Below are 25219 nucleotides of genomic sequence, written 5' to 3'. Positions count from 1 at the left end.
CCCGCACTTTGGGTCATGGCACTGGTAGAGGTTCCTTTTTTCCAGGCCATTGTGTCTGATCTCTTGTTGGTTGTTGCCTCTATCTCTGCCTCACGCACGCTGCATCTTTGTGGGAAGGAGCCGGCCAGCAAATGAGTTGATAAGCACCACACTCACACTCACCGCCATCGCCAGCATGGCCCACACCGGCTGAACAACTCCACTCACTGCCGCGAGAACGCCGATGCCATTGAAGGCAAGCGCAAGCGCGACATTGGTGGCGGTCAGGTTGTAACTGCGCCGCGCAAGTTCGCGGGCTTGCCCAAGTGTTTCAAGCCGCTCGCTGACAAGCACCACATCAGCCGCATCAATGGCGATGTCGGTTCCGGCACCAATCGCAATGCCGACATCAGCTTGCATTAAGGCCGGAGCGTCGTTGATGCCATCGCCGACCATTGCGACCTTTGCTCCCTGCGCCTGAAGACGGCGGATTTCGTCTGCCTTGTCTCCGGGCAGTACCTCGGCAAGCACCCGAGTAATGCCCAGCGCATCGGCAACCGTCTCAGCTGTCTGGCGGTTATCACCGGTGAGTAGCACAACATCAAGCCCCAGGCGCTTGAGCTGTGTGACCATCTCTTTTGCTCCATCTTTGAGCTGGTCTGAAACGGCAAGCAAGCCGGTTGCCTTTCCATCAACCGCGACAAGCACCGCTGTTTGCCCCTGCGCTCGCGAACGCTCCAAAAGCGGTTGAAGTGTCGATGTATCGATACCCTGCTCGCTCAAAAAACGTGGGGTGCCGACCAGCACAGTGTGTCCCTCCACGGTTGCAAGAACACCACGGCCGGGGCGCGCATCAAAGGTCCTGGGAGTTGAGAGCGTCAATCCCTGCTCCTTCGCCGCGGTGACAATGGCGTGCGCAAGCGGGTGCTCCGAGAGGCTCTCAGCACTCGCTGCCAGACGCAGCACCTCCTGGCCACCGCCATCCGCTGCCTGGCAATCCGCCAGCGTGGGCTTCCCCACCGTCAGCGTTCCGGTCTTGTCGAAGACAATAGTTCTGACGTTTTTGAAGACGTGGAATGCCTCACCAGAGCGCATCAGGATGCCTCGCTCTGCTGCCTCGCCGCTCGCCCGGACAATCGCGAGCGGTGTCGCCATGCCGAGTGCGCATGGGTAGCCCATAATCAGTACGCTTAAGGCGGCAAAGCCTGCTCGCAACCAATCAGGCTGTCCCACCCATACCGAGGGAAGGAGTGTCCAGACAAGCAAGCCCACCGCACTTGCCGCAAACACTGCTGGCACGTAGACGAGTAACACCCGGTCAACCAGCCGCAAAATTCCTGGCTTCATTGCACGGGCTTCCGCGACCTGGCGCGCGACGTTTCGCAGGAATGTATCTTTGCCGACGGCACTCACCCGAATAACGAGGCTACCGGTCTGGTTGAGCGCGCCGCCAATGACGGTATCCCCTGGCAGTTTGTCATGTGGGATAGGCTCACCGGTGACCAGGCTCTCATCAACGGCTGAGGCGCCATCGACGGTCACCCCGTCCACTGGAATGCGCTCACCGGGTCGCACACGAACCAAATCGCCCACGGCCAGGCGGTCAAGCGCCACCTCAACCTCTTCCCCATCTGCCTCAATCTGGCGCGCTGTCGGCGGCTCTAGCGACAGGAGCCGGCGCACCGATTGTGAGGCGCGCACGTGCACAAGAACCGAGACGTAGCCACCGATAAGGTGGAAAGCCAGCACAAAGACGGTTGCGCCAAAGAAGCCACCGGCCGGCACTGCAGGAATGAGCAAGCCCACACCACCGCCAATCACGCCACCAAGAGCCGAAGCCGAGACCAGTACATCTTGATTGAGAATACCGCGCCGGATTGACTGGTAGCCGTTGCGCACGATGATAAAGCGCGCTGGGCCAAGGGAGGCAAACAGCGCCAGTGCCGCCATTGTCAGTGTCCGCCAGAGGCTTGGACCATCAAACACGGTTATGAGCATGAGCGCCGATGCGGCGATAAGCAACACACCCGCGATAATAGCCTTGCGCAGCGCGATGCGTAGTTCACGCTCCTCTTGGGCAAAGATTTCTGCCTCATCTGGTGCGTGAACCGTAAAACCAATGTCCTCCAAAGCCTGCTCAATAGCGGCGGCGCTCACTCGTGTCGGGTCATAATGCACCAGGGCCTCTTGATGGGCAATACTGACCTGCACGTCTTGAACCCCGCCAAGCAGACCAAGTGTGGTATGGATTGACTTCGTGCATAGCGAGCAATGCATACCGCCAAGCTTCATTTGCAGCTTTGCGGCACCATTTCCGGGAACGACCTCTTCGTGGGGAGGTGCATCCTCTTCTACCGTCTCCGACTGAGACGCTGCGCCATCGGTTGTCGTCACCTCATAGCCCATCTGTTCAAGACGCGCCCGGACCTGTTCAGGTACAACTTTGGTCGGATCAACAGTAACCGTAACCTGCTGCGTTTTGGCGCTGGCCTGCACGTCCTCAATACCTGGCATGTGCCACAGTGCAGTACCGAGGCGCTGCTCACACCCGGCGCAATTGAGCTTTTGCTCACCCGTGATTCTAAAATTGATAGTCTGTGCCACAGTACATCTCCATTGTATCTGTTGTAGCAGGTGAAGAATTGCCCTGCGCCTGCTACACGAGTGTACTATACACCTTCCAGCTAACTGGAATGTCAAGGGAAAATGTGTTAGCATTATCTCAAAATGAGATGAAGAGGTATCAAGATGGAATACATAGCAACTGCACATCAGGTGCGTATAGGCGAACTGGCCACTGAACTAGGGATTAACCCAAAGACAATACGCTATTATGAGGAAATCGGTCTGCTGCCACGTGCAAAGCGGACTGACAACGGTTATCGGCTCTACGGTGATGCTGACCGTGAGCGGTTGCATTTTATCAGTAAGGCAAAGGCGGTCGGACTGACGCTTGAGGAGATTGGCCAAATTCTGGCGTTGCGGCGCACCGGCGCCCCGCCGTGTGAGCACGTCGTAGGACTCCTTGATCACAAACTACGGGCCGTGGAGGAGCAACTCCGCACGCTCTCGGACTTCCGCACGGAGCTGCTGACGCTCCGTGAAGAAGCACGTCAAACGCGGCACACGGATGCCTGTGTCTGTGGGATTATTGAACAACACACAGCACGCCACGGAGAGGAGTAGAAAGGGCCATGAACCGGGCCGAACGGTGCGCCCAATGGACCTGAAAGTTGTTGCTTTAAGACGACCGCCCGGCCGTACTTACGCCAACCATATCCGATCTGCGACCATCGCTCCAAACAACAGCGCCAGGTAGAGTAATGAGAATTTGTAGAGTCTCCAGGCAGCGCCGGTTGTCCCTTCACGTCGTAGTCGCAGGGCGTAACGAGTAAAGATGGCGCCAAGTGCAAGCGCCATCAGCAGGTACGGCAGCCCCATGATGTGAAGCGGCGTCAGCAGCAACGACAGCGACACCATCTGTATCGTGTACAGCACAATCTGCCGCCTGGTCTCGTCCTCGCCAGCCACGACTGGTAACATTGGCACGCCCGCGTTTGCGTAATCTTTCTGGCGAATGAGCGCCAGCGCCCAGAAGTGTGGCGGCGTCCAGTAGAAGATGATAGCGAACAGGAAAAGCGATGAGAGCGTTAAACCGCCAGTTACCGCGGCCCAGCCCACCAGTGGCGGAAACGCGCCGGCACCGCCGCCAATCACAATGTTGCTAGGCGAGCGACGCTTGAGCCACAAGGTGTAGATACCGACGTAGTAGACGAACCCAGCCAACGCCAATACCGCCGTCAGCAGGTTGACGAACATCGCCAGGATGACGAACGCCAGTGCCGCTAACACAATCCCGAGGACCAGTGCATGCCAAGCCGGGATCCGATTGCCTGGCAGTGGTCGTCGCCCGGTACGGCCCATCTTGATGTCGATATCGCAATCGAAGTAGCAGTTGAGCGCGTGTGCGCCCGAAGGCATAAGCCAGCCGCCGATCATTGTCCAGAACACGAGTTCAGGGCTGGGTAGCCCCGCGGGCGTGATACACATCGCTGCCACAGTCGTAAGCATGAGCAGCGTGATCACCCCCGGCTTGGTCAGGCTCATGTAGTCTTTTATGCGGGCAGCTGAACCATGGAAGAGCTGAACGCCCGAAGCGGTGGAAGGAGTGTTCGATACTTTGCCGCTCTGCTCGCCCGCGTCCCGCCTTACCAGTGGAGGACGAAGCGCTCGGGTTGCCAGCACGACCAGCAGCGCCCATATTATCGCCCCGAGCGCGAGGTGTGCGCCCTGGGTGAAGGCTATGTCATTTCTATTGCGTACAAGGAGCAGGTGCGCGATACCGACAGCGTTTTGGAGCAGCATCAAGCCAAATGACCAACCTGCCGCCCGTCGCAGGGCGCGCTCAGGCCGCACGCGCCATGTTTGGAATGCCAGGACTGCCATCAGCAGGGTCGCTAGCGCTGCGAGGACTCGGTGCGTCATCGCGATTAGTGCCAGATCGCTGGGCGCAGGGCAGAACGGCAGTGCGAGGCAGTCCCAGACGGCACGGCGATCAGTGACGAGCGCGCCGACAACCAGCGCGAGGTAAAGCGCGCCAGCGCTTGTGATCGCCAGAGTGCGGTAGCGTCGCTGGACTGCCTGTGCGCGGCCAGCGAGTCGTGGCTGCGCAGTAACGGGGCCGAGTTGAGTATTCGTGTAGATATACAGCGCAGCCCCAAGCGCTATCATCGCTATGGCGCTCACTACCGCACCCGTCATCGCGGGTACAAACCCACCAAACACTGTCAACCCGTACCCTGCAATTGCAGTGGCGGTGAGGAACCAGCGTGCGCCGCCTCCGGTGAGCGTTGGCGAAGATTCGGGTGCGCTTTGGTCATGCATAAGACATCTCTTCCGTGATTCTTCTGGCTGGCGCGCGTGAAATAATCACCATGGTTACAGCCCAGGCGGATAGTCCAAGCGCTACCATCCAACTCTACCCGTGCGCCTGCGAGCGCGCTATGTATCCTCAAAGCCGCAAGAGGGCTCTGTTACCTGATCAAGCCAGGTACGTGGCCACTAGCGACCGACGAAGAGCTCCCTGATCCACTCTTCCAGGCTGAGCACCCACTGCGTGAGCGATGTCTGCACCGCCCAGCGGCTCAGCGTCGTGAGCTGGCCGGTCGCCAGCAGTACGCCCATGGCGATCAGCAGCAGGCCGCTGGCGATGCTAGTGGTGTGGAGGTAGAGCGTGGTGAAGCCCAGATTGAGCGAGAAGCCCCGCCCGCGCAAGATCCGCCAGACACGCGAGTTGCGGTCACACCGGCTGAGGTAAGTCGCGAGGGCGATCAGCGGCATGCCAAGGCCGAGTGCGTAGATAAACGCCAGTACGGCGCCCTGCGCCACCGCCAGGCCCTGTGTTGTCGCCAGCATCGTGAGCAGCGCGCCCAGGATGGGGCCGACGCACGCGGTCCAGCCGAGCGCGAAGGTCGCACCGTAGACGTAGGCGCCCGCCACACCCACGCCAGGCCGGCCGGCAATCTGGATGCCAGAAAACCCCTTACCGAGGATACTCATGACGCCGAAGCCGATCACAACCATGCCGCCGATGAGCGTGAGCGTTGAGAGGTTGCGGAACAGCAGCTGGCTTAATGCGGTCGCGCTGGCGCCGAGCACGACTATCGTCGTTGCCACGCCGAAGAAGAATGCCATCGTAGTCAAAATCATCCGCTCGCGCCCGGACTGAACAGTGTAGGCAAAGTAGGCCGATAGTACAGGCAGACAGCAGGGCGAGAGGAAGCTGAGCATGCCGGCAAGGAACGCCGCAGGCGCCAGTACCAGTGCGCTCGCGCCGCCGGTTGGCGAAACGATCTCCTGCCCGCCACTACGCAAGCCCAGCAGTGCGATCAGCGCGACGGCTAGCACCGCGCCAAAGCCGACGAGCAGCGGGCGCGCCCAGGAGCGATCTGGCGGCGCGGTCTCGGTAGCGCTCGCTGGCGCTGGACGGACATCATAGCTCGACATAATACCTCCAACTACATGCAGGGTTGCCATTGAGTTGAGCCACGGGTACTGCTCCGTTCTCCTGGTACGAACGCTACTTCGTTACAATCGCATATCCCGCCCGTTCCCACGCGATCATGCCTCCGTCCAGATTCCACACGTTGGTGTAGCCGGCTTTGACCAGCTCGCGCGCGGCGATGTCGGACATACGCCCACTGCGGCAGTACACCACAATCTTCGCGTTCTTGTCAGTGGGGTACTCGTTAAGCTTTCGCGTGGTCTGGTCGAATGGGATGAAAGCGTCAGTAGGCCCGATCTCACCCTCATAGGGGATGTGCGTGTTGACGAAGAAGAAGTCCTTGTTCTTCAACATCTCGGCGAACTGCTGCGGCGCGACGTTGCTGTACGCGCCGCCCGCGACCCGCAGTGGTACGCCTGCCGGCGCAGCGGCTGGCACCTCGCCGCCGCAGCCGGACAGCAGCACAAGCGCGGCGAGTGCGATCGGCAGGAGCCGCCAATGCTTTCCCATCATGCTGTTCATACAGTTTCCTTAGCCGTTCACTGCTTACCGAGCGCCGCATCGAAGATCAGCGTGTCGATTAGCTGCTCGACCGGCGCGCGGTCGTCGGTGAAGGGGGCGTAGCGCGCCGTCTCAATGCGGAACTCACGGATCGGCGCGGAGCCTAGACGGAGCGACCAATCCATCACTGCGCGCAGCGTGGGGTTTTGCATCCGCGCGTAGTTGGCCTGAAAATTCGCCACGCCATCACCCACCGGCCGGTTGACCCCAACGACAATCTGATTGGCGAAGCCGGCGGTGTCGATGATGAATACCTGTGGAAAGACCTCGCGCATGGTGCTGGCAAGGGCCTGCCCCAGCCGGTCGTCGCCGCCGACCCCCTTGCCGGCGTTCACCACGGCCACGCCGTCGGGGGTCAGTCGCGAGCGGACGAGTTCGAAAAACTCGACGGTCGTCAGGTGAAACGGCACATACGGCTGCCGGTAGGCGTCCAGACCAATGACATCGTACGCCCCTTGATTGGTCGTCAGCCAGTAACGCGCGTCCTGCGCGTGGACACGGTAGTTCGGATAGTCAGTCGCGACCGCGCTGTCGCGCATACCAAAGTACTCGCGGCCGAGCGCGATGATACGCGGGTCGATCTCCACCGCGTCGATCCGCGTTCGCGGGCCGTACGTCGCGAGAAACTGCGCCGGTACCGTGCCGGTGGCCGAGCCGAGCATTGCCAGGCTCGCCACCGCCGAAGGATCTCGATCCGGCACGAAGTACGGCGCCACGGCAAAGTAATCCCACGGCCCGCCGCCTGTCAGTAGATCCAGCGGATCGCCGGTTTCCTCGAAGCGCGTGTTACGGATGGACTGGATCGCCTGGCCCTCGTTCATGATCAGGTTGACCGTCATGCCACGCGGCGTCTCCCGCGTGGCGACCTGGAGGTAGTTGTACGCCGATTCTTCTTCAGCGACCAGCACGCAGCCTAAGCAATCGGCCGACTTGATGCTGTCGCGCGTCGCCGTCGTATAGTAGAACAGGCCGGCGACTATCAGCAGCGGCAGCAGGTAGCGCCAGTCGCGCAGGCCGAGCAGGCCCGTGATGATCAGGAACACGGCGATCAGGTAGATCGTGCGGGTGGTGCCGATCGCTGGAATGAGGTACAGTGCGGCCAGAAACGTGCCAACGATCGAGCCGACGGTCGATAGTGCCGACAGTGCGCCGGCCACACTGCCAGCTACCGCCACACCGGCCTCGACCCGTTTGAGTTGGAGCCGGACGGCGAACGGACTGACCATCGCCATCAGGATGACCGGCAGGGAAAACAGAACGAGCACGCCGAACAGCGCGCCCAGGAAGCCGCCGACCAGGAACTGCGCCAGCGCCTGCTGGGCGAAGCGCAGGATCGGGGCTGAGAGGAGCGGGATGAATCCGGTCAACAGGCCAGCCCAGACGATCACCTGGTAGAGCGTCCGCTCGTCGGGTCGGCGATCGGCGAGCGAACCGCCGAGGCGATAGCCGATCGCCAAATAGACCAGCGTCAAGCCGATCACGGCGGCCCAGATCGGCTGGGAGGTGCCGAAGTAGGGGGCCAGCAGCCGGGAGGCGACCATCTCGATCCCCAGGGTGCCGATGCCCGCGAAGAAGACCACCAGCAGCAGAAAACGACTTGAGCGTACGACCACATCGCGCTGTGCCGGGATGGATTGTGTTGCTGATTCACGTTCCAATGGTGTCTCGTCCTTCCAGGGTTGTACAACACGCCGCCGCGGCTCACGATCTCGCGGCCTTAGGGCTGGCCGCCTCGTGCGGCGATGGCATTACGGTGTCTGCTGGTTGACCTGCTCCTGTGCGGCCCGGATGTCCGCCGGCCAGCGGCTCTTAATGTAGGCTAGCACCGCCCAGATCTCATCGTCGCTTAGGGCGCCACCAAAAGGCGGCATGCCGCTCTGGTAATCCGACGGCACGGCCGCCTGCCCGCCACGCTTGACGATGTCGAACAACAGCACGTCGGCGTGGTGCCAGGTGTGGCCGTTCACATCGTGTGGCGGCGCGGGGCGCGGTCCGTTCAGCGGCCCTTCTTTCCAATTCGGCTGACCCTCCAGGTTCACGCCGTGACAACTGGCACACCGCGCGGCATACACCTGCTGACCAAGCGCGACCTGCCGGACGTCGTTTGGATTGGCGCGGCCGGTTCGGGCCGCGCCGCGCAGACTCAGCGCGACGAAACCAACCACCAGCGCCGCGATGAGGCTGGCGACGAAGATTCGCATGCCCCTGCCGCGCGGCATCTCATGAGACTCCGTCACCTTCGCACCTCCACCCCCGCTGAACAACGTACGAGAAACACATGCCGCAGTCCGAACCGGCGAGGCTGACGTACCCCTGCGATGCCCGATCGGACAGCATCAGGTAGCGCCGAGCACTGGGATGGATAGGCTGTGGTCTAGCTGCCTCTAAAGCTCCGCCGACGACCCCGCCGGCAGCGGCTGCGGAGCGGTCAGGGGATGCTGCCGTACCCAGTAGAGCGCATAGAGCAGCAGCCCCAGGCCAAAGACCTGCGCCACACGTACTCCTCCAGGCAGCACCAGCGAATCGGCGCGTAGCGCCTCGACCAGCAGCAGCGTAAGCCCTTGCAGGCCCAGGTACATCGCTGCGAGTGCTCCCACCTGCAGCGACCGTCGCGCCAGCTGTCGCAGCGCAAACAGGCTGAGCAGCGCCGCAAGCGCAAAGTAAATCTGTGTCGGGTGGCGAGTAGCTCCAAACAGCGAGACGCCCCAGGGGAGCGTGGTTGGCATGCCAAATGCCTCGCCGCTGAGCAGCAGCCCGACGCTCGCAATCGCCTGCACGATAGGCAGCGTCAGCGCGGCGGCATCGGCCACTTTCAGCTCATCAAACCCGTTCCAGCGGCACCACACATAGCCGGCCAACAGCCCTCCCAGCAGCGCTCCCGGCCAGGTGAAGTCGCTCACGCGCAGCGCGACGAACAGGGCCGGGTTGCGGCCATAGAGGTCCAGATTGAACAGCCCGTACCACAGCCGCGCGCCGAGCACTGCGCCGATCATCACGGGATAGAAGCAGGTATCAGCCTGCTTCGCCAGCTGCTCGCCGCCGCGGGCGCGCGCGACGCGTGACAGCAGCGAGCTGCCCACGAGGATCGAGAGCAGCAGCACCAGACCGCCGCTGCTGAGGCGAAATGGCCCGATTTGCACCAGTGGATACATCTACGCGCCTTCCTGCAGCAGTTGTTCGACTGTGCCAGCGATCACGGTGCGCGGCATCGGCCCGCGGTAGACCGCGCGAATGATCCCCTTGCGATCCACGAAGAAGCTCGACGGCAGCGCGTAGGCCTGGTAGGTCTGGCTTACAGTTCCATCCAGGTCGAGCAGCGCGGGGAACGTCAGCTTGTACTCGCGCATAAACGCGGCGATCGTGCGCGGGTCTTCCTGTACGTCTACGGCCAGCACGGTGAAGCCCTGGTCGCGGTACTGCTCGTAGGTGGCCTGGATCGTCGGCATCTCGGCGCGGCAGGGCGGGCACCAGGTCGCCCAGATATTGATCAGCGCCACCTGGCCCTTGATCTTGCTAAGCATGACGCTTGTGCCATCCAGGGCCGGCAGCGTGAAATCCGGCGCCGGCCGGTCGGGCAGTGGCGCCGGTGTGGTGTCGGCGCTGACCGACCGGGCCGGCGCGGCGGCTCCGCCTGATGGCCCCACGCGCGTCGCGGCGATGAAGAGGCTGCCCGCCAGCAGCACGCCCGCGAACAGCAGGTTCCACTGGCGGCGGGTTAAGACGATCATCAGCGTATCCTTTGTATCTGTCCTGTCAGCGTTCTAATCCGACCGCCGCCCACTACGGCGCCGCCGTGGTAAATGGAAAGAAGTTGAACGCGATGCTCGACGGCCGTCCATCGGAGCCTGTCTCAGCCGAAGATGGCGCAACGGCCTCCACCCATCCATCGCGGCCATCAGGGAGCCGGATGCGGTACCAGAGCCCGTATGCTTCGGCGCTGGTTCCCCGCGAGTCTTCTGGCCCCGCCCGAACACCAAGCAGCTGGAACTGCTCGTCCGGCCGCAGCTCCAGATCGCCCAACGACTGCCGCGCCTCGTCACTGCCGGGCGGTGCCGACCAGAGCGTGACGCTGGATGAGGCCGGCCTGGAGGCCACCACGACCTCGCCAAGCGCGCCGCTTGCGTCGGAGGCGAGCGCGCGCCCGGCGATGACGTGGGTCGGGTTACGCCAGCCGAGGTCGCTGGGGTGGTCGGGCGCATCAATCGGCCAGTAACCGGGGCCGGGCGGGCAGTTCACGCCACAGCGGTAGCCGTAGCGCGGCGCCGCGCCGTTGACCTCGCGCTGGGTCAGAAAGGTACGAATCTCAAAGTGCAGGTGCCCTGGCGCCCTGGGGGCATCCGGCCCGACCGTCCCAATCAGACTGCCGCGTGAAACCCACTGACCAGCTTTGACAGCCAGCGCCGGATCGAGGTGCCCGTACATCGAAAACAGGCCATCCGTGTGTTGGACGATCACGACTCGTCCAGGGTAGTTCGCTCCCGCGTAGACCACGTCACCATCAGCGACCGCGTAGACGCGCGCGCCCACCGTGGTGCCTTCGATCGCGTACCAGTCCTCGGCGGTGTGCCACCAGCCTGGATTGAACCAGGTGTTCTCCGCGGCGTAGCTGTGTCGAATAACGAATCCATCGCCGAGCGGGCGGCCAGGTGCACCGATTGGGTAGCGGTACAGGGGGGTTGGGTAGATGGCCTGGGTAGCCGCCGGCGCTGGCGTGGACGGTAACGCGCTCGGAGCGGGCAACGTGGGCGAAGGAGCACGGTTTTCCGTTGGCGCAACGGTAGAGGACGTCGCAATCGACGTTGGCAGGCTCCCGACTGCTGTCGGGAGTCCGGACGATGCCGAAACGCCAGCTGTTGGCGCGCCACTGTCCGATACGGATGTCGAGGTCGTGCTGCACGCTAGCAGCGCCAAGAGCGCAATCGCCATCGTTAGCCCGAGGCGTATCGTTGTGCTCCCATCTCGATTGTATGTCCAATACTGTCGATCGGTCATCGATTCTATCAGGAACTTGCCGTCCACGCAGGCATTGCGCGACGCCAACTGCGAATTTGTTCCTCAGCGGCCTATAGTGTACTGCAAGCGGGCGGGGGTGCAAAAGAATCCTGATATCATCGATTTGCGCCCTTCTGATCGCGTCAAGAGTGTGGCTTTTGCTTCATATGTGTGGGATTTGCGCCAGCACGTCAATCCACAGCCCATGACATCACGTGCACTGCCAAAATCACTTGCCTCCCGTTGACTTAGACGATGTGCCGATTCCAGTTCTCGTAGCGCTCGCGAATCTTTCCATGCAGCACGCAGAAGCCGATTATGAAGCCGCCGATGATCACCGCCTTCTCAGTCTACTTTCCAAAGGTTCGGTGTACAAATTGACTCAGCGGCGCCGCGCCCGGACTTCCCGCCACAGTCCCAGGCTGAGCAGCACGGCGCCAAGTGCCACCAGGCCTACTTCCACGTAGACAGCCCAGGCGCCCGGCACCGCACGATGGAGCCCCAAGAGCCAGTGCGCCAGTATGTTGTCTACTATAGCCAGCGTCCCAAGCGCAATGAGCGCGCCGTTAATGAGCGGATCATTGCGAGCGGCCTTAGAGATATCTGCTGGACGCTCCAAATCATCTATCCTTTCGTCCATGATCCGCTCTGTTCGAGAGGCTGTTTTCCCGCAGCCCAGGGCCTCGCTTACGCCACGTGCAGCGTTAGAGCGCCGGCGCACCCAGAGCAGCCCGACGAGCGTGATATGAGCGCCAGTTCCACTTATTGACAGCAATTCCTCTATCATTATACCATTAACAATGGTACCTTTGACAAGCGTACCCTCGTATGTATAATTGAGCGAGATGTGCGCTAGAGTGGTGGCGTCGTTGGTACTGGTGCGTCCGAGCCAGGAGGATGGCAGTCGTTCTACATTGGATATTGGGGCAGCGTCCTCGCAGGATACGACGCGATTACACTGTAGGAATGGGCCTCCTGACGGCTCAGGATATGCTGCTGACGGAGACAGTGATGACGGTTGAGCTTGACTTCAGCGTGGTGCATCCCGATCGCCCCGGCATCCGCAAGGTGCTGGGCGACCTGGAGGCCGAAATTATGGAACTGATCTGGGCGCGGCCGCTCGATCAGGGCACGACCGTCCGCGATATCTTCGAGGTCTTATACGAACGGCGGCTCCTCGCGTCTACGGACGAGCGCCGGCGCATCGCCTACACCACGGTCATGAACACCATGACTCGCCTAGCCAAGAAACAGCTGCTCCGCACCGAGAAGCAGGATCAAGCCTACATCTATTACCCGAACTTCAGCCAGGAGGAGTTCGTCTCTCGCTTTGTCGAGCACATGCTCGAGAACCTGCTGGTCAACTTCGCCGGCGCCACGCTCAATGGTCTGAGCACGATCGCGGACCCGCAAGTCGCCGCAAAGGCCCGGCAACTGCTCGACAAGATCGCGCGCCGGCGAGCGACAGAGGAGGGCACATAGTGCATACGCTGCTTGGTCTCTCCAGCCTGCTGCTGGTGCTGCTCGGCAGCGCGCTGGCGCTCGGCCTGCTGCGGCGCCTGGGCGGGTGGGCATTGCGGCGCGACATGCAACTCGTAATCCTGGTTGCGCCGATTGTGAGTCTTACGCTGGGACTGGGCGGCCTGCACCATTTCGTCGGTCGCGCATGCTTCATGAGCGCCCCGACGTGGGATTATACGCTTGGTGTGGCGCTACCACTCACTATGGGAGGTATTGCGCTCGGCGGGCTTGCCCTGGGCATGATCCGGCTTGTGCTCCTGGCGTGGGTAATGGCGCGCCGGAGTGTGCCAGCGGAGCCGCAGCTCCAGGCGGTCGCTGATGCCCTCGCGGAGCGGCTGGGGGCGGCACGGCCGCAGGTGCGGCTATGCTCCTATGACCGGCCACTGGCGCTCACCTATGGGCTGTGGCGGCCGACCGTGCTCCTCTCGACCTGGATGGTCCGGCAGCTGGATAGGCGCGAGCTGGAGGCGGTCCTGGCTCATGAGATCGGGCATGTGGCGCGGCGCGACTATTTCGTGATCTGGCTGGCGACGGTGCTGCGCGACGCCTTTTGCTACCTGCCGACGAGCTGGGCAGCCTACCGCCAGCTCCAGCACGAGAAAGAGCTGGCCTGCGATGAACTGGCGGTCGGGGTGACGCGTCGGCCACTGGCGTTGGCGAGTGCGCTCACCAAGGTCTGGCAACAGGCCCTCGAAGGGCCGCGCATCGGTACGGCGCTGTCGCTCCTGGGGGCGGGCGAGGCGATCGAAGGCCGTATCACGCGATTGCTTGATGCGCCCCCAGCCAGCCCAGGTGCGCCGCGAACCCGCCTGTTTGCGCTGGGTGCCGGCGTCGCCGGACTGGCTGGGCTTGTGGCCCTTCAGGCCGTGAACGTGGCCGTACTGCTGGCACCCATGGGCTGTGGCCCGGCTGCGCCGCTCTGGAGGGTGTTCGTATGAATGAGTGATTGATGCCAGGATGCCGCCTGCTCGCGCCCGAGATGGGAACCACGATCGGCATTGCGTGTGCTGTGCTTGCCCTGCTCCTGCTTGCGGTCATCGCGCTCGGTTTCGGGCCGCTGCGCACCTGGATCGGATTTGGGAGGACGCATGCCGCCTTGTCTTTCGGCCAGTGAAGAAAGTGGCTTGCTCGCCACCTGGCGTCTATATCGTCAGCCTGGGCGGAATCATCCAACAACGGCTGGTTTTCTGCGCCTGGTGTACCAGCTTTCATCGTACCTATATCAGTGGAAGGAAGTGCGCTGGGTGTACGGCTGACGCCAGATCTGACAGACACCTTATCAGCGCATCAGCTCCCGACACCGGGGCTGCCCGGTTGACACTGGCTATTAAACCGACATATCGTAAACGAGGAGGACCAAACCATGGCGTATATTCTGTCACTGCTGCCGCTGCTGGCCTGTCCGGTCATGATGGGCGCGATGATGTGGTTGATGATGCGGGGGAACAAGGATCAGTCGGCCGACCAGGTGCGCCAGACACACATCACCCCCACTGACACCGATCACCCCTCGAACGGTGTACCGCAGAGCTCGATGAGCGGCTTCCACATCTGTCTGAATTGGAAGGTCGTCACCGGGCTGGCGGCGGTGGGGTTGGGGATCTGGGCCATCACGCCGGGTCTTGTGTGGGCGGCAGTGCCGATCCTGGTCGTGCTGGCCTGCCCGCTCTCGATGCTGTTGATGATGCGTGGCATGGGTGGTGGGCAGTGCGCGACCCTGCCTGGGCAGGAGCAGCGCACGGCGCACGCCAGCATGTCCGATGAGCGCCTGGCGGAACTGCGGGCGCAACCCTCGGCCGTTACCCGCGAGATCGCTGAACTGGAAGCCGAGCGATAGACGCATGAACTGGCTACCGAAACGACGAACTCCGCTCATGGTGATGAGCTGGAGCGCCACCCTTGTGGCGGGTTTGCTCTTGCTGGCCCTGGCTGCTATCAGGTCAGGTGTCCCAAGCCAGGGCCAGCTCCCCGATGCGGTCGGTGACTTCGGGGCTGCCCCGGCGTTCGCGCTGACCGATCAGCTTGAGCGGCCAGTCAGTTCGGATATGTTCCGCGGCAAGGTCCTCATCGCCAACTTCATCTACACGAGTTGTAACGATATTTGCCCGTTGCTCTCAGTCCAGATGCAGAGACTCCAGAATCGCCTGCGCCAGGAGCAGCTCCTTGGCAGCCATGTGCAACTGCTCTCCTTCACCGTTGACCCGGTACGCGACACGCCTTTGGTGCTGCGGAACTATGCCCAACGGCATAACGCCGACCCGGATACCTGGCGCTTTCTCACCGGACCAGAGGACACGGTCAAGCCGTTGATCGTGGAGGGCTTCCGCCTCGGCGTGCAGGCGCTGCCGCCAGCTACAGCTACGCGCAGCCTGGATGACAATGGTGCCGCCACGAACACGGAATATGAGGTCATGCACAGCGGCCGGTTCGTCCTGATCGACAAGCAGGGGCGCATCCGAGCCTATTATGACGGGCAGGAGGTTGATCTGGAACGCGTTGTGCGCGACATCCGCGGGCTGGTAGGCTGATGATCGCGGTACGAGGGCACCGGAGGAGCCTATGGGCAGGGTTGCACAGGATTGGTTCAGCATCCTCAACACACTGCTGGCCTGGTGTTCCTGCTGGCAGGGCTGAACGATACGTTCCTGTATCTGCTGCTAGCCGTGCTGCCATCGTGAGGAGCCAGGCCTCCCTGCGAAGATTCAGCGCCGCCGATCAGCGGAAGCGCACGGTGTGACAAAACGAGTAACCGTATGGACCAACAGAGTCCGGCTGAACACCGCCATGAACGGCAGGGAATTCCCAGAGCTTTGCGGCTGGCTGTCCTGGTGACCATGCTCGTCGCACTGATGACCGGTGCCGGCGTGTTGCTGGCGAGTCGGCTCGCACGCTCCGATTCTGGGCCGGCGGTTCTCGATCCGGCGGCGTTCGTCGCTCAACAGCCCGCCAGCAGCACTGGTGGTGGGGTTGCTCCGGCGGTAGACCAGCAGGCGCCAGACTTCACCCTCAAAACCCTCGACGGGGGCGAGGTCACGCTGTCCAGTCTCCAGGGCAAACCGGTGCTGATGAACTTCTGGGCAAGCTGGTGCGCGCCATGCCGCGTCGAGATGCCCGACCTCGTGCGCGTCTAATGAGGCGCACAAAGCGGATGGCCTGGTTGTGCTGGCAATCAACATGACCTTTCAAGACTCGGTTTCGGATGTGCAGGCGTTCGTGAAGGAATTCAACATGACTTTCCCAGTGCTTCTCGACGAGACCGGGGCGGTCGCGCACGACCAGTATTGCTTGCGCGGGCTCCCAATGAGTTTCTTCGTTAACCGGAAGGGTATCATCGTCCGCCGTCACATCGGGGCCATGCGCGGCGAGCAGATCGACCAGTTCGTGGGCGAGCTCCTGCAATGAACGGCTGCGTTGTGCCGGTTCAACGAAACGCTTTCCTATCGCGTAGGAGTAATGTGATGGCAGATCAAACCACCAAGTCGCGGGCGCGTCGTGCCCGCACGCGTGGTCGCACGACTGGGAGTGGTCGTATTGGGATATCGAGGCTTGTCCTGATTATCGGATTCCTGTTGGTTCTCGTGGCGATTGTCGCGGTCGGAATCTCACTACGGCGGGGAGGCAGTGAAACCGGCGGCGCTATCGCGACACTCCGAACTGGTGACTTTCACGCCCTTGCCTTCAGCCACAGTAATCCGAACACCGTGTTTTTCGGCCACCACAACGGCATCATGCGCAGCGACGACGGCGGCCGTACGTGGACATCACTGGTCGATCGCCCGAACTTCGACGCCATGAGCCTGGCCGTGAGCGGCGCCAACGGGGGACCGATCTACCTTGCCGGCCACGACGTGTTCCAGATGAGCGCAGACGGCGGCAAGACCTGGCAGCCGGTCAAGCATAACCTCCCAGGCACCGATATTCATGGCTTTGCGATGAGTCCGGACGATTCGAACCGCCTCTACGCCCTCGTTGCCGGTCAGGGAGGCTTTCAGAGCGGCGATGGTGGACGGACGTGGCAGCCACTCGGTGGTCTGCCAGGTGATGTGATGGCGCTCGCCGCGGCCGGCGGCAGCCCAGAGACGATCTATGCTGGTAGTATGAGCGCTGGTGTCCTGCGGAGCGCCGATGGCGGTCGCGGTTGGGTGCCCGCGACAAACGGGCTTGCGGCGCGCGGCGTGTATGCGCTCGCGATCGATCCATCGGCGCGACAGACAATCTATGCTGGTGTTGATGGCGGCCTCTACAAGAGCGTTGACGCGGGCGCCTCCTGGAGCAAGCTGGCCTTCCCCGGAGACAACGCCATTGCCCTCACGGTCAGCCCATCGCAGCCGAATGTCATCCTGGCGATCAGTGTGCAGGGCCAGCAGGGGCTGGTTTACCGCAGCGAGGATGGCGGCCAGAGCTGGGGCGCGTCGCAGTGAGGCCGGCGTGGGAGCGAATGCGGCGATGAGGAGGATCGCTATGGCAGAATTGCGCAATGCGGGGCGCCGGGTGATTTCTCAGGCTGATGCAGACGCTATCGCTGCCAAAGCCGGGATGCACAAGCCGCTCCTCGCGGCCCGGCAGCAGGCCGCAGGCACCAACCGGCGCGAGTTCCTGGCCGTCGCGATGGCTGGCTCGGCGGCGCTCTTGGCGGTCGCCGGGATCGTTTTCCTGACCGCGCCCGATCCGTCGGCCGACCCGCTCCTTGGGTCGGTACTCAGATTCGCGGCGGATGTCGACGAGAACACCGGCGAGAAGATCTATCCGGTAGCGGGCGGCTTCGCCTACCCGCGCATCAAGGCCGGCACGTTCGGCGGCATCTTCACGCTGGAGCAGAAGGCCAGCATATTCACGGAGGGCGACCCGCCGCTCCTGGTTGCGGACGGCAAGTTCTACATCGCCAAAGTGCCGCCCAACGCGAGCCTGAAGCCGGTGCCCGATGAGGACGGCCGCGTCAATGCCGCCAACATCATGGCGATCTACCAGGTCTGCCCGCACCTCGGCTGCCTGGTTCCGTATATCGCGTCCGAACATCGGTTTATCTGCCCGTGCCACGGCTCGACCTATGAGCGCGACTCTCAGTATGTCCGCGGGCCGGCGCCGCGCAACCTGGATCAGTTTCGCGTGACAGTTGTCAACGACACTATCGTTGTTAATACCGGGCAGCGCGTGCTGGGGCAGCCACATTCCTAAACATGGTGGTGGCGACGCTGGCCAAGAAGTGGGCACACGATATGGCATCCTCGAAACTGTATACAAAGGTTTTAGGAGCTGGCCATTCAGAGACAATCGTATTTCTGCCAGGCTTCACCGGCTCCCACGAGGTCTGGAACCATGATTTTCAGGCGCTCAGCCAGTGCTACCGGCTGGTCTTGCTGGACATGCTCGGCTTCGGCCATTCGCCAAAGCCCGCTATCGACTATACGCTCGATGATCACCTCGGCGCGATCCACCGTACGCTCCACTCATTGGGGGTGGGTACGGCGCACCTGGCCGGCCATTCCATGGGCTGCCTGCTTGCGCTTGCCTACGCGAACCGCTACCGAGCGGAGGCCGGGAAAATCGCGCTGTTTGCGCTCCCCTGGTATCACAGCGAGCAAGAGGCGCGCCAGATCATCGGGAAAAGTTCGCTCTTCAACCGCTGGCTGGCGTTGGACACCCCGCTCGCGCGGATCGGTTGCGCGGTCATGTGCCACCTTCGACCCCTCCTGATGGCCGTCGCGCCCGCGTTGTCCCCCGATGTGCCGGCGGTCGTCTCGCGCGACGCGCTGCGCCACACCTGGACCTCGTACTCGAAGACACTGAATCACGTCATCTTCCAGTTGCGTGCGGATGCGTTACTCCGTGACACTCGCAAGCCAGTGCTCATCGTACAGGGAAGGCAAGATACGATTGCTCCAATCGGCAACGTTATCGGCGCCGTTGACCGGCTTCCAAATGTCTGGCTGAAAACTGTTGATGCCGGCCATCGGTTGATTTTCACGCACAGTGACACTGTCGCACGCGAGCTGGTACGCTTTCTACAGCAACCGGCCTGAGACACATGAAACATGGTGCGAGTGGGCATGCTCGGACCTGTGACATCTCATCTGTTAGCGCTGCCGGGCTGAGGAAATACTGAGGTGCACATCGATACGCGTGCACAACGCCGACGTGGCCTGATTCTGGTAGTGGCAACCCTTACTCTGTCCCTGCTGGTTGTCGCCGGCGTCATTGTGGAACGTTCAGCACGGACACCGCTCGTCCAGGTTGGACAGGTAGCACCTGGTTTTTCGTTGCCATCGACGAACGGCGGTATCCAGTCGCTCGCAGCGGCGCGAGGACGGCCCCTCATACTAGCCTTTGTGCCGTCGGTCCAGTGCGACTTCTGTCGCGCGCAGCTTCGCGCCCTCCAAGCTGCGCTGCCGGACCTGCATACGTATGGAGCTGCGGTCTTCGCGGTATCAGCAGACACTCCGGCCGTGCAGCGTGCAGCCGCCGCCGAGCTCGGCCTGGCCTACCCGCTTCTTTCCGAGGGGCCAACGGTCAACCAGCACCCGGTCGGCTCAGCCTACGGCGTCTACCACTTGCGGCAGCGCCATCCAGGCCCGGTAGATGCGAACGCGATTGTGGTTATCGACGCGAACGGCATCGTCCGCGCAGTACGAGTGCGGCCTGGTCAGCAGATGAGCGCGGCTAACGTGCTGGACATCGTAGACGAAGCGATCGGCAGCGAAGGGGGCGCCAAATGAGCTGCGGCCCCGCAATGACATACTGGCGTATTCTGGCCTGGCTCTTCGGCCCATCACTACCGCTGATGCTTGTCTTCATCCTCTACCAGCGCTTCGACGGCACGCCGCATTTTTTCCTCCACACACTGATGGGCTGGGATGTCGGGCTCATCGTGCTACTCGCGGCGATGCACTATGGGCGGCGTCCAGCTCGATGGGATGGCATCCTTCCATTCCTGCTGGCGCTCTACGCGCTAACACCTGACTTCGTCTACATGGCCGGTCCGTTCCACCGCGACTGGATGGACGTCTTCCTGTTCCACGTCGCGCTCGACGAGATTCTTCCGTTCGCGCTGCCAATGCTGGCGCTGATATGGGTGGTGCTGCTGGTTGAATACGTCCATTGGTGGCCGACGCCTTTGCAGCACACTCAAGACGAGCGGTGGCGTACCATCGTAGCCTGATCGCTTTGCACTCCGCTATCGATTGGGTTGAGCAGTGTGGTATTTGCATCCTTGCTGCGGCATTTCACACACGTCCAAGCCGCGCATGCACCCGATTCGCACTCGGGCAGTTAAAGATTTGCACGCAGGTGCCTGGCGTTGCATGATTCGCGCCATAGCATAACATTTCAGTTTGGTCCACAGGTTGAAGTATGCACAACAAACAGACGGCTGAACAGATCATCGCGCGAGCACAGCAGGAACTGGCCGCGCGCCGTGCGGCGGAGCGTGAGGGACGCTGGAACAACCCCTGGGGCAGGCTCCTGCCGGGGCTCGCAGTGGCTATCCTGCTCGCGTTTCTCGCAGCACCACTCCCGCTGCCGCGCAAACTTCTGCTCGCGATGGGCGGGGTGTGCGGGCTGCGGCCGGCGCACTCGTACTTTGCAGGCGCGGTGCAACTGCCGATGGAGTCGCGGATGGTGGGAATCTACGCTGGCTTTTCACTGACGCTGATCGCGCTCCTGGTCTTCGGGCGGGCCGGCGCACGGCGTCTTGGAAACCGGCCCACGATCGTCCTCCTCGCGCTGTTCTTCGCCAGTATGGCCTTTGATGGGATCAATTCGACGCTGACGGAGCTGGGCCTGCCGCACCTCTATCAGTCGACCAACGTCACCAGGCTCGTGACAGGCCTGCTCTCGGGCATCGCCATCGCGCCGTTTCTCGTCTGGCTCCTCGGGGTGATGGCGACGCCACGTGCGAGTGGGCCTGCGCAAGCGGTTGTGCGCTCGCCATGGGAATTGCTGCTGCCCATCGCGGCGTGCGGGGGCTTTGCGATCCTGGTCATGAGCGAGCAGGCGGCATTCTATTACCCGATTGCGCTCCTCAGCGTCGGCGGAGTCGTCGTTGTGCTGGCGATGGTGGCGCTGCTCGTTGTGTTGGGGATGAGCGGCCTGGATGGACGCGTGACACGAATGCGCCAGATCTTGGTGCCCGGCGCGCTGGCGCTGCTCATCGCGTTCACCGTGCTTGGGCTCACTGCAGCGATTCGCTGGTCCGTTACAGGCATCTGAGGCGCGTGAGGAAACATTTGGACCTGACGGAGATGCTGGACTGGCGATGTGATAATCGTATTCAGGAGCGAAAGGTATGTCTCGAAGTCGAACGGCGGCTCAGCACCGAAGCGGCAGGCAAGCCGGACGTCGGCGCACAAGGCGCAACACGCGGACGATTATCGGCATTGTGGTGGCAGGCCTCATCGTCGTCAGTCTTGCTGGCCTGCTGATCGCGCGCCAGATAACATCCGCGGTACCCGGCGAGCAGCGCATAGCTAACCAGGGGGCCGGACACATCGCGAACGTGACGGATCCGCATACACCCTACAACTCCAACCCTCCGACCTCTGGTATCCATATCGGCGGCGGCACCGCCCCGTGGGGCGTTACGGGCCAGCAACTCCCCGACGAGCAGACTGTACACAACCTGGAGCATGGGGGAGTCGTCATCCACTACCGGCAAGGGCTCGACCAGGCGACTGTCGACCAGCTGACCACCCTGGCGCGCGATCTTCAGCGCCAAAACCCGTGCATCCTGCTCCAGCCGCGCGCGGCGGACAAGCTCGATGCACCGATCGCCGTGACCGCCTGGAACTACCTGCTCGAGCTCCAGCGCTTTGACGCCGATACGCTGACGAAATTCTTCCAGGCCCACATCGGGCGCGGGCCTGAGGCGGTTTGCCAGCGGTAGCACCAGAAGTAGGATTATGGCAATGGAGACGTACTACACCCTGCTTGACGTGCCGATCGATGCGCCCCAGGCGGATATTGAGGCGGCCTACCGCCGCCAGCGCGAGCAATACAATCCTGAGCGCGTCACCGCGCTTGGCGAGGATTTCCAGAGTATCGCTACGGTGCGCACCGCCGATCTCGATCGCGCGTATACCGTCCTTTCTGACCCGCGGCGGCGCCATGACTATGACGTAAGCATTGGCCTGGCGCCGCGCACACAGCTGGACGTGGTTGCGCGGCGGGCGGGGCTGAGTCGACGCGAGGTGGGGCTTGCAATTGGCGGCGCGCTGATGGGACTGCTGGTCATCGCAGTCGTATGGGTACTGAGCGGGCAGCGTGTCCGTCAGAACATCACACCGGTCGGCGAGGTGCGTCGGCCGGCGCCCGAGCTTGCCCTACCCTCACTTGAGGGCGGGACGGTGCGGCTCAGCGACTACCGCGGAAAGGTCGTGCTCCTCAACTTCTGGGGCACCTGGTGCCAGCCGTGCAAGGAAGAAACCCCAGCGCTCCAGCGGGCGTACCAGAAACTACGCGACCAGGGACTGGTGATTATTGGCGTGGATCTGCGCAACCAGGAGCGCTCGGGCGCAGACGGCGATGCCGACGTGCGGAAGTTCATCGAGGGCTACGGCGTCACCTACCCGATCGCGCTTGATACCACCGGCGATGTCGCGCGCGCGTACCAGATCCTGCCCATCCCGACGAGCTATTTCGTCGATCAGTCCGGCACGATTCGCTACATCGCGGTGAGCAAAATCACCGAGGCGGACGTCGAGGCGATCTTCAACCGGCTCAAGCGGGAAGCCGCGGCAGTGGCGGGAGCCGGATCGTAACAATGGAGCTCACATGCGCTGGTCGGCGTGAGTCCGGCGCGGGTTCGGTCAGGCAAGGAGCAAGTGTATGCCGAAACGACGTACCCTACGGCCTGGCGCGCGTGGCGAAGAGGTCATTGGTGCGCTGCTGGGGTTTCTCTTCGGGTATATAGCCGCTGAAGCGTTGATGGGACGATACGTGCATCCCCTGCATTGGGTGGCTGCTGTGGTGATCGCCGCACTCGCGTATGGAGGGACGTTCCTCTGGTATCGCTGGCAATATCCACGACGGCGGAGCGCAACGCCAGCGAATCGCAGCCAGAGCGCGCAGCGCCGCTGGCGGTTGCCGTGGCGGCGCTGACTCGTCAGCGTCGGACGCGACTATTGTGCCTGGGAGGGTGTGGGATAAGACGGACGGAAAGGAGCGCACATGGTGCGTGTCCATCTACGTTTCTTGGTCGGTGCCGCGGTGGTATCTCTGGCGCTGGTTGCGAGCATTCCCTGGGCGCGCCGGGCGGTCGCAGGCCAGCCGACCGTCGCCGATTTCGCACCCACGTATGCACCACGCGAAGCCGCCACCCGCGTGGCCACGGCACAAGCGGCACAGGCACAGTATCGCCGCTCTACAGATCCAGCGGCAACCGATCCAAGCCAGCTCCCGCTCGTCCCCACGGTCTTTTTCCCGCAGACCGGCCACCACCTCAGCAATCGCGCCGGCTTCCTCGACTTCTGGCGCGCGAACGGCCAGGTGGTAATCTTTGGCTACCCGGTCACGGAAGAGATCATCGAAAATGGGCGCGTCGTCCAATACTTCGAGCGCGCGCGCTTCGAGTTCCATCCCGAACTGATGGGTACTGTGAATCAGGTTCAACTCGGCCTGCTTGGGCGCGAGATCCTGGCCGACCGTGAAGTGGCTGGCGTGCCCGACCCGCAGAACGGCGCGCGCTATTTTCCTGAAACCCAGCACACCCTGTCAGGCGAGTTTCGCGGCTACTGGGAGCGGCGCGATAGCGTGAACATCTTCGGCTACCCAATCAGCGAAGAGATCGAGGAGGATGGAAGAATCATCCAATACTTCGAGCGCGCGCGCCTCGAATACCACCCCGACGATATGGCGCCCTTCTACCGCGTTATGGAACAGGCGAATGGCATCTCGCTCAATACGCTGCACGAGGTTGTGGTCAGCGATCTCGGGCGGCAGGTAGCTCGGCTGCGCGGCATCAAGACCGCGCCGGTGGCCCCACTTGTAGGAGCGCGGGAGTGGTCGCCAGCGCTGTGGAATCGCCGGATTGAGGTGAGCCTGTCGGAGCAGTGGCTGACGGCCTACGAGGACGATCTTGTCGTGTACCGCGCGCCCGTAGCGACTGGACGCGACGGTTTCAATACACCAACCGGCAGCTTCGCGATCTACGACAAGCTGCCGGTGCAGACGATGACCGGTTCAGCTAGCGGCGAGAGCTGGTTCGTGCCTGATGTTCCCTGGGTGCAGTATGTCGTCGGCGGAGTCGCGCTGCATGGCACCTACTGGCACAACCAGTTCGGCACCGGCTACCGGCTTTCGCACGGCTGCATCAATCTGAGTATGGACGATGCCGAGTGGCTTTATCGTTGGGCAGACATCGGCACCCCAGTTGAGGTGCGCGCGTAACCAGTGCGCAAGCGCCTGAGATAATAATGTTCGGACGAATCGTCTTGACGCTCCACCTGACAGCCGCTCTAGCGGTGCGCAGAAGCGGCTCATGAGTCAGCAGTGCACCGGACATGCAGGGGACGCAGTGTCACCAGGGCGCGATTAACCTTCTCCATCGACGCGTGTACGTCCTACTCAGCAGCTCGCACCAGCTGCTTCAGATAGTTCAACGCCAACCGTGCTATGGCGTGCCCTGCTATAGCTCGCATCTCTCCGAGATCGCCGATGGGATTGCGCCGTGTGATTGTATGATGATGGCTGATGGTGGGTTCAAACGCCTGGGCCATCAGCAACAGCGGCAACGTGCGATTCGTCGCCTCGATTTCCACTGCACCATCGGTCGGCCGGGCATGCCAGACAACTGGCAGTGCGATGAAGGGAAGTCCCGCCCTATATGTACCTCCCTGGCTGCCAGCGCTGCGAGCACGTGACCCCGCGGCTTCCATAGCGTTTTCAAACGAGCCTAAACATCAGACCCCACCGACATTTTACGAGTAATGCCCTCACGCGCCTCACGGAAGATTCTAGCCACCTATGCGCCATATCCTACAGAGCCGTATGATATCCCACATATCATCAATTAGCCACCCCCTCCAACATCCCATACTGATGCGTAGTAGCAGTTGCGGTCCAGGCGTCACTTGCAAAATTTGTTAAGAAAGTTGTAGACTTCGCGGATCCCAATCGTCTGTTGAAGGTCCATGTATTAGGCAAGCCCCAATGCTGCCTGGATACCGTGTC

Annotated in this window: 27 protein-coding genes and 1 pseudogene; 18 read left to right on the top strand and 10 right to left on the bottom strand. The window is 62.3% G+C overall.

Annotated features, from left to right (window positions below; translation table 11 throughout):
- Positions 1 to 90: 90 nt before the first annotated feature.
- Positions 91 to 2583 (bottom strand): heavy metal translocating P-type ATPase, encoded by a 2493-nt coding sequence (locus M1P90_RS37590; RefSeq protein ID WP_483705158.1) that lies wholly within the window; start codon positions 2581 to 2583, stop codon positions 91 to 93.
- 144 nt (positions 2584 to 2727) lie between these two features.
- On the opposite strand from M1P90_RS37590, the gene M1P90_RS37585 reads away from it, so the two are divergent.
- On the top strand, positions 2728 to 3165 hold the full coding sequence (locus M1P90_RS37585) for a heavy metal-responsive transcriptional regulator (protein WP_483705156.1): 438 nt from the start codon (positions 2728 to 2730) through the stop codon (positions 3163 to 3165).
- Between the two features lie 78 nt (positions 3166 to 3243).
- Here M1P90_RS37585 and M1P90_RS37580 read toward each other — a convergent pair whose 3' ends face one another.
- The 8 genes from M1P90_RS37580 to M1P90_RS37545 form a co-directional block, all read right to left on the bottom strand.
- Positions 3244 to 4863, bottom strand: coding sequence for a heme o synthase (locus M1P90_RS37580; RefSeq protein ID WP_483705154.1), 1620 nt, complete (start codon positions 4861 to 4863; stop codon positions 3244 to 3246).
- A 177-nt stretch (positions 4864 to 5040) separates the two neighbouring features.
- Complete coding sequence (locus tag M1P90_RS37575; RefSeq protein ID WP_483705152.1) at positions 5041 to 5985, bottom strand: cytochrome c biogenesis CcdA family protein; 945 nt, start codon at positions 5983 to 5985, stop codon at positions 5041 to 5043.
- A 73-nt stretch (positions 5986 to 6058) separates the two neighbouring features.
- Positions 6059 to 6505, bottom strand: coding sequence for a rhodanese-like domain-containing protein (locus M1P90_RS37570; RefSeq protein ID WP_483705150.1), 447 nt, complete (start codon positions 6503 to 6505; stop codon positions 6059 to 6061).
- A 17-nt stretch (positions 6506 to 6522) separates the two neighbouring features.
- The gene (locus M1P90_RS37565) at positions 6523 to 8202 is read right to left on the bottom strand and encodes a spermidine synthase (RefSeq protein WP_483705148.1); all 1680 of its coding nucleotides are present in this window, start codon (positions 8200 to 8202) and stop codon (positions 6523 to 6525) included.
- Positions 8203 to 8292: 90 nt separating this feature from the next.
- The gene (locus M1P90_RS37560) at positions 8293 to 8745 is read right to left on the bottom strand and encodes a c-type cytochrome (RefSeq protein ID WP_483705146.1); all 453 of its coding nucleotides are present in this window, start codon (positions 8743 to 8745) and stop codon (positions 8293 to 8295) included.
- Positions 8746 to 8928: 183 nt separating this feature from the next.
- Positions 8929 to 9696 (bottom strand): prolipoprotein diacylglyceryl transferase, encoded by a 768-nt coding sequence (locus M1P90_RS37555; RefSeq protein WP_483705144.1) that lies wholly within the window; start codon positions 9694 to 9696, stop codon positions 8929 to 8931.
- Positions 9697 to 10272: a TlpA family protein disulfide reductase gene (locus M1P90_RS37550; RefSeq protein WP_483705142.1), complete on the bottom strand. Its 576-nt coding sequence runs from the start codon at positions 10270 to 10272 to the stop codon at positions 9697 to 9699. It abuts the gene before it with no gap.
- Positions 10273 to 10324: 52 nt separating this feature from the next.
- Positions 10325 to 11470, bottom strand: coding sequence for a M23 family metallopeptidase (locus tag M1P90_RS37545; RefSeq protein ID WP_483706089.1), 1146 nt, complete (start codon positions 11468 to 11470; stop codon positions 10325 to 10327).
- A gap of 1077 nt (positions 11471 to 12547) precedes the next feature.
- On the opposite strand from M1P90_RS37545, the gene M1P90_RS37540 reads away from it, so the two are divergent.
- The 17 genes and pseudogenes from M1P90_RS37540 (at position 12548) to M1P90_RS37460 (ending at position 24436) form a co-directional block, all read left to right on the top strand.
- A complete protein-coding gene (locus M1P90_RS37540; protein ID WP_483705141.1) occupies positions 12548 to 13018 on the top strand; it encodes a BlaI/MecI/CopY family transcriptional regulator in 471 nt (156 codons plus the stop codon).
- On the top strand, positions 13018 to 13995 hold the full coding sequence (locus M1P90_RS37535) for a M56 family metallopeptidase (RefSeq protein WP_483705139.1): 978 nt from the start codon (positions 13018 to 13020) through the stop codon (positions 13993 to 13995). The genes M1P90_RS37540 and M1P90_RS37535 overlap by 1 nt, the downstream gene beginning before the upstream one ends.
- A gap of 11 nt (positions 13996 to 14006) precedes the next feature.
- A complete protein-coding gene (locus M1P90_RS37530; protein WP_483705137.1) occupies positions 14007 to 14171 on the top strand; it encodes a hypothetical protein in 165 nt (54 codons plus the stop codon).
- 249 nt (positions 14172 to 14420) lie between these two features.
- Positions 14421 to 14894 carry a DUF2933 domain-containing protein gene (locus M1P90_RS37525; protein WP_483705136.1) on the top strand — a complete coding sequence of 158 codons (474 nt, stop codon included), beginning with the start codon at positions 14421 to 14423 and terminating at the stop codon, positions 14892 to 14894.
- Between the two features lie 37 nt (positions 14895 to 14931).
- Complete coding sequence (locus M1P90_RS37520; protein WP_483705134.1) at positions 14932 to 15585, top strand: SCO family protein; 654 nt, start codon at positions 14932 to 14934, stop codon at positions 15583 to 15585.
- Positions 15586 to 15810: 225 nt separating this feature from the next.
- Positions 15811 to 16188, top strand: a complete 378-nt coding sequence (locus tag M1P90_RS37515; protein WP_483705132.1) for a redoxin domain-containing protein — start codon at positions 15811 to 15813, stop codon at positions 16186 to 16188.
- A gap of 10 nt (positions 16189 to 16198) precedes the next feature.
- Positions 16199 to 16459 (top strand): annotated as a pseudogene (locus M1P90_RS37510) (peroxiredoxin family protein); the annotation flags it as partial.
- A 56-nt stretch (positions 16460 to 16515) separates the two neighbouring features.
- Entirely contained in the window at positions 16516 to 17478 is a 963-nt protein-coding gene (locus tag M1P90_RS37505) for a WD40/YVTN/BNR-like repeat-containing protein (RefSeq protein WP_483705130.1), read from the top strand.
- 40 nt (positions 17479 to 17518) lie between these two features.
- Complete coding sequence (locus tag M1P90_RS37500; protein ID WP_483705128.1) at positions 17519 to 18232, top strand: QcrA and Rieske domain-containing protein; 714 nt, start codon at positions 17519 to 17521, stop codon at positions 18230 to 18232.
- 41 nt (positions 18233 to 18273) lie between these two features.
- Complete coding sequence (locus tag M1P90_RS37495; protein WP_483705126.1) at positions 18274 to 19077, top strand: alpha/beta fold hydrolase; 804 nt, start codon at positions 18274 to 18276, stop codon at positions 19075 to 19077.
- Positions 19078 to 19161: 84 nt separating this feature from the next.
- The gene (locus tag M1P90_RS37490; RefSeq protein WP_483705124.1) at positions 19162 to 19770 is read left to right on the top strand and encodes a peroxiredoxin family protein; all 609 of its coding nucleotides are present in this window, start codon (positions 19162 to 19164) and stop codon (positions 19768 to 19770) included.
- Positions 19771 to 19784: 14 nt separating this feature from the next.
- Entirely contained in the window at positions 19785 to 20213 is a 429-nt protein-coding gene (locus M1P90_RS37485; RefSeq protein WP_483705122.1) for a hypothetical protein, read from the top strand.
- A 191-nt stretch (positions 20214 to 20404) separates the two neighbouring features.
- Entirely contained in the window at positions 20405 to 21262 is an 858-nt protein-coding gene (locus tag M1P90_RS37480; RefSeq protein ID WP_483705120.1) for a DUF2085 domain-containing protein, read from the top strand.
- A 76-nt stretch (positions 21263 to 21338) separates the two neighbouring features.
- Positions 21339 to 21935, top strand: coding sequence for a DUF3105 domain-containing protein (locus tag M1P90_RS37475; RefSeq protein WP_483705118.1), 597 nt, complete (start codon positions 21339 to 21341; stop codon positions 21933 to 21935).
- Between the two features lie 22 nt (positions 21936 to 21957).
- Positions 21958 to 22809 carry a redoxin domain-containing protein gene (locus M1P90_RS37470; protein ID WP_483705116.1) on the top strand — a complete coding sequence of 284 codons (852 nt, stop codon included), beginning with the start codon at positions 21958 to 21960 and terminating at the stop codon, positions 22807 to 22809.
- A 67-nt stretch (positions 22810 to 22876) separates the two neighbouring features.
- Positions 22877 to 23149: a hypothetical protein gene (locus M1P90_RS37465; protein ID WP_483705114.1), complete on the top strand. Its 273-nt coding sequence runs from the start codon at positions 22877 to 22879 to the stop codon at positions 23147 to 23149.
- Positions 23150 to 23218: 69 nt separating this feature from the next.
- A complete protein-coding gene (locus M1P90_RS37460) occupies positions 23219 to 24436 on the top strand; it encodes a L,D-transpeptidase family protein (protein ID WP_483705112.1) in 1218 nt (405 codons plus the stop codon).
- Between the two features lie 173 nt (positions 24437 to 24609).
- On the opposite strand, the gene M1P90_RS37455 is transcribed toward M1P90_RS37460, so the two are convergent.
- Positions 24610 to 24807 (bottom strand): hypothetical protein, encoded by a 198-nt coding sequence (locus tag M1P90_RS37455; RefSeq protein ID WP_483705110.1) that lies wholly within the window; start codon positions 24805 to 24807, stop codon positions 24610 to 24612.
- Positions 24808 to 25219: the final 412 nt, after the last annotated feature.

It is taken from the genome of Kouleothrix sp. 19917, assembly GCF_057073505.1.
The sequence above is the reverse complement of the archived record's forward strand: the minus strand, read 5'-3'. Positions and strand labels throughout refer to the sequence as shown.

Coding starts and splice junctions, on each gene's coding strand:
- M1P90_RS37560 (WP_483705146.1), bottom strand. CDS start 8,745: ATGCGAATCTTCGTCGCCAGCCTCATCGCGGCGCTGGTGGTTGGTTTC.
- M1P90_RS37580 (WP_483705154.1), bottom strand. CDS start 4,863: ATGCATGACCAAAGCGCACCCGAATCTTCGCCAACGCTCACCGGAGGC.
- M1P90_RS37555 (WP_483705144.1), bottom strand. CDS start 9,696: ATGTATCCACTGGTGCAAATCGGGCCATTTCGCCTCAGCAGCGGCGGT.
- M1P90_RS37550 (WP_483705142.1), bottom strand. CDS start 10,272: ATGATCGTCTTAACCCGCCGCCAGTGGAACCTGCTGTTCGCGGGCGTG.
- M1P90_RS37570 (WP_483705150.1), bottom strand. CDS start 6,505: ATGAACAGCATGATGGGAAAGCATTGGCGGCTCCTGCCGATCGCACTC.
- M1P90_RS37465 (WP_483705114.1), top strand. CDS start 22,877: ATGCCGAAACGACGTACCCTACGGCCTGGCGCGCGTGGCGAAGAGGTC.
- M1P90_RS37585 (WP_483705156.1), top strand. CDS start 2,728: ATGGAATACATAGCAACTGCACATCAGGTGCGTATAGGCGAACTGGCC.
- M1P90_RS37505 (WP_483705130.1), top strand. CDS start 16,516: ATGGCAGATCAAACCACCAAGTCGCGGGCGCGTCGTGCCCGCACGCGT.
- M1P90_RS37485 (WP_483705122.1), top strand. CDS start 19,785: ATGACATACTGGCGTATTCTGGCCTGGCTCTTCGGCCCATCACTACCG.
- M1P90_RS37540 (WP_483705141.1), top strand. CDS start 12,548: ATGACGGTTGAGCTTGACTTCAGCGTGGTGCATCCCGATCGCCCCGGC.
- M1P90_RS37545 (WP_483706089.1), bottom strand. CDS start 11,470: ATGGCGATTGCGCTCTTGGCGCTGCTAGCGTGCAGCACGACCTCGACA.
- M1P90_RS37470 (WP_483705116.1), top strand. CDS start 21,958: ATGGAGACGTACTACACCCTGCTTGACGTGCCGATCGATGCGCCCCAG.
- M1P90_RS37480 (WP_483705120.1), top strand. CDS start 20,405: ATGCACAACAAACAGACGGCTGAACAGATCATCGCGCGAGCACAGCAG.
- M1P90_RS37575 (WP_483705152.1), bottom strand. CDS start 5,985: ATGTCGAGCTATGATGTCCGTCCAGCGCCAGCGAGCGCTACCGAGACC.
- M1P90_RS37460 (WP_483705112.1), top strand. CDS start 23,219: ATGGTGCGTGTCCATCTACGTTTCTTGGTCGGTGCCGCGGTGGTATCT.
- M1P90_RS37515 (WP_483705132.1), top strand. CDS start 15,811: ATGGACCAACAGAGTCCGGCTGAACACCGCCATGAACGGCAGGGAATT.
- M1P90_RS37495 (WP_483705126.1), top strand. CDS start 18,274: ATGGCATCCTCGAAACTGTATACAAAGGTTTTAGGAGCTGGCCATTCA.
- M1P90_RS37475 (WP_483705118.1), top strand. CDS start 21,339: ATGTCTCGAAGTCGAACGGCGGCTCAGCACCGAAGCGGCAGGCAAGCC.
- M1P90_RS37525 (WP_483705136.1), top strand. CDS start 14,421: ATGGCGTATATTCTGTCACTGCTGCCGCTGCTGGCCTGTCCGGTCATG.
- M1P90_RS37530 (WP_483705137.1), top strand. CDS start 14,007: ATGCCAGGATGCCGCCTGCTCGCGCCCGAGATGGGAACCACGATCGGC.
- M1P90_RS37500 (WP_483705128.1), top strand. CDS start 17,519: ATGGCAGAATTGCGCAATGCGGGGCGCCGGGTGATTTCTCAGGCTGAT.
- M1P90_RS37520 (WP_483705134.1), top strand. CDS start 14,932: ATGGTGATGAGCTGGAGCGCCACCCTTGTGGCGGGTTTGCTCTTGCTG.